Below are 2,493 nucleotides of genomic sequence, written 5' to 3'. Positions count from 1 at the left end.
TGCTTCATAGTTGCTATTTGTTACAATTTGTCCTATGTGCGCCAAATTGTTGGGTCATAATGACTCATTTTGGCCCTGTCAGTCGACCTGACCTATTTTTCTGCGATTTGCTCGATGTTGTATTGCTCGATGGTGTATTTGCCTGAGTTGCTTTGGGCTGAGTAGCTTTGCTTTTGCAGGTGAGCGTTCAGCCATGATACCGTCGAGTGCTCGATCTTTGCTATCACGCTGGCGAGCAGGAATTCGGAGATTTGATCTTTGATTTTTTTTGCATTTTTTAAGCGATAGGGCATGCGGTGAGGGCGAGTTCGCCGAGGTACCATGGCGCGTCGATGTGGTGGAGATTCCGCTGCGTATGTCTACTCGGTTTTTGTCGTTATCGATTGCTGGGCATTTGGTTTCGTAACGGTGCAGTAGAGCCTTCCTCGCGAGATTCCTTTCTGCTCCATGTGGTGAAAAGCTGATGTATTGAGTGTTGTCGCTTCCTAATGTGAGTAAGATAGGTTCAGTGATGTTGAATAGGATTAAGCCTATGAGTGGCTTTCCATTCCCTGAAAGCCATGCTGGGGTGGCTCCTTTGCGGTTAAGGTAAAGGTCGTCCCGCTTCCCTCCGAAGTTGTGCTCGTTGCCAATGTCAGCAATTGGCTGCGTGTTCAGCTCTGAGTTGAAGCGTGCATGAATGCTGTGGAAGTTTGCTTTGGTCCAATGTGAAACATACTGAAGCGCATCCCAGCAGGCTTTGTCCTCTCACCTTTTTAGGAAGGGATTGTCCCAGAGCGTTTCGTCGAACACCTCATGGTGAACTTGACCGAATTCCGACCTACCCCCAGGTCGAAAGCGTGTGACAGCCTCGAGTGTGTCCATTATGGCAGCTGTATCGTGGTCGCTGATAAAGAAACTAGCGTGGAGCGAGCAGCAAAGATCAGCACTGTGTGCCGCAGGAATAATAGTGCTCCTTGTAGCGATAGCAGCGCCGACAGAGAGGACAGCAGGTGCGTTACCAGCTGGGCATGCATCTGGTATCAGTATTCAAAGCTCGATCACTGGGCAGCAAAGTAGCTATTCCATCTGTTTTTGAGCTTTGCTTAGATGCTTGCTTCCTTTGAATCGGCATTGATAGCGAGGTCCAGGGGGCGGGGGATTCGAGCATTTCTAGTGAACCGTGGCTGCCTGGGAAGTCACGCTTGAGGAGCTTAGCTAGGTAGCTGAATTCTGTGATGTTTTTTGATCTATCAGCTTGATTGCGTGCTCATAAATGGTGTCCAGTTTGAATCCATAATCAGGGCACAAAAAAAAGCCCTGCGAGCAGCGAGCAGCGGCAGGGCGGAAGAGAAAACCATACAAGCTCATACAGCCTTGCTGGACCCACGCTCGCTGTGACGAGTTCGAGTTGCTTGATTAAGAGGGATATGTTTTTGTTAGTCTCTTAATTTTGGTTTGTCAATCGGTTAGCAATTTCACCACTGTTGTGATGGGGTGCAATGGCCATTGGCTGGTTACTCTTAGTGTTGTAGGTTTGGTGAATCGAAGACTTCTAGATGACCCACCGTGTGAGTAGAGGGATGCTTGAGTGGGCTCGATAACCAGAGAGACTAAGCACCATTGCTTAGGATGAGTGTCTGCATTGAATCTATTGCTTAGGGTATTTCCATTTTGGATGTTTGGTCCGTATGAAATCCGTTTGACTAGTGGTGCTGCAAGGCGACACACAGCATCCTCTGACCTGTTTAGTTTGAACCAGGCTGTGATGGTTGTTTACTGATTTAATAGCTTGAGAGTTGGAGCAGTCATGTGGCTTTGAATCACATCAAAATAGAAGCTTTCTCCCCCTCATGCCTTGAATTGAATTGGCACTAGAGGCTAATAAAATTTCGTCGAAAAGGTTGCCACTTCTATCAGTCACATTGAAGAACTGAAGTTGATCCAAATCTCATTGATCGTGTGGTCCGATTCGATGTCCGTCGATGCTGAGGCTGAATATTGGGGGCTACCACTGAGTGTGTCTTTGTGGTTCACAGTGAGTGTGTAATTGCCAGAAAGCTGTGAGTTTAAAATGACTTTTTCGCTATTACGCCGGGTGTTGTCGCCTCGGGTGGCTGCGGCGCTTGGTATTGAGGGCATCAGTGCCCAAAGTAGAATTCTTTCTCCAGTGGCTGAGATGAGTCGGATGTATAGGTCGTTGACTAGCTTGGATAGGGGGAAGGGAGCAACGTCATAGAGGGCTGTTGCTATCACTGGGGCAGCCCTGGAAATCGTGACCTGCAGACGGCTCGAGTTAGCGTCCGATAGAAGCAGCCTTTGGTATCTAGAGCCATTGACTAAAGTAGAATACGAACGTGTACAGCACTACCCACTTCCGTAATTTTCATAGGTGTAGTGTTCTGAATTTGTCGAGGAGACGGCCATTCATTGCTATGCGGTGATTCTTAAAAAATTGGCATAGGCCCAACCTGCTAGATCGTCGTAAGAGTGGATGGACTGTGTGATTGATGC

The 2,493-nt window shown here is 47.9% G+C and carries 2 protein-coding genes; both read right to left on the bottom strand.

Annotated features, from left to right (window positions below; translation table 11 throughout):
- Positions 1-92: 92 nt before the first annotated feature.
- A complete protein-coding gene (locus tag ABGY95_RS02235) occupies positions 93-293 on the bottom strand; it encodes a hypothetical protein (protein ID WP_347440054.1) in 201 nt (66 codons plus the stop codon).
- Between the two features lie 1,606 nt (positions 294-1,899).
- On the bottom strand, positions 1,900-2,235 hold the full coding sequence (locus ABGY95_RS02230) for a hypothetical protein (protein ID WP_347440053.1): 336 nt from the start codon (positions 2,233-2,235) through the stop codon (positions 1,900-1,902).
- Between the last annotated feature and the right edge of the window lie 258 nt (positions 2,236-2,493).

The organism is Rubritalea sp., assembly GCF_039830215.1.
Classification (GTDB): domain Bacteria; phylum Verrucomicrobiota; class Verrucomicrobiia; order Verrucomicrobiales; family Akkermansiaceae; genus Rubritalea.
Note: the sequence above shows the minus strand (reverse complement) of the source record. Positions and strands in the feature narration are given on the sequence as shown.

What these genes read in the sequence shown, in the direction of transcription:
- ABGY95_RS02235 (WP_347440054.1), bottom strand. Translation starts at nt 293, where the DNA reads ATGCCCTATCGCTTAAAAAATGCAAAAAAAATCAAAGATCAAATCTCC.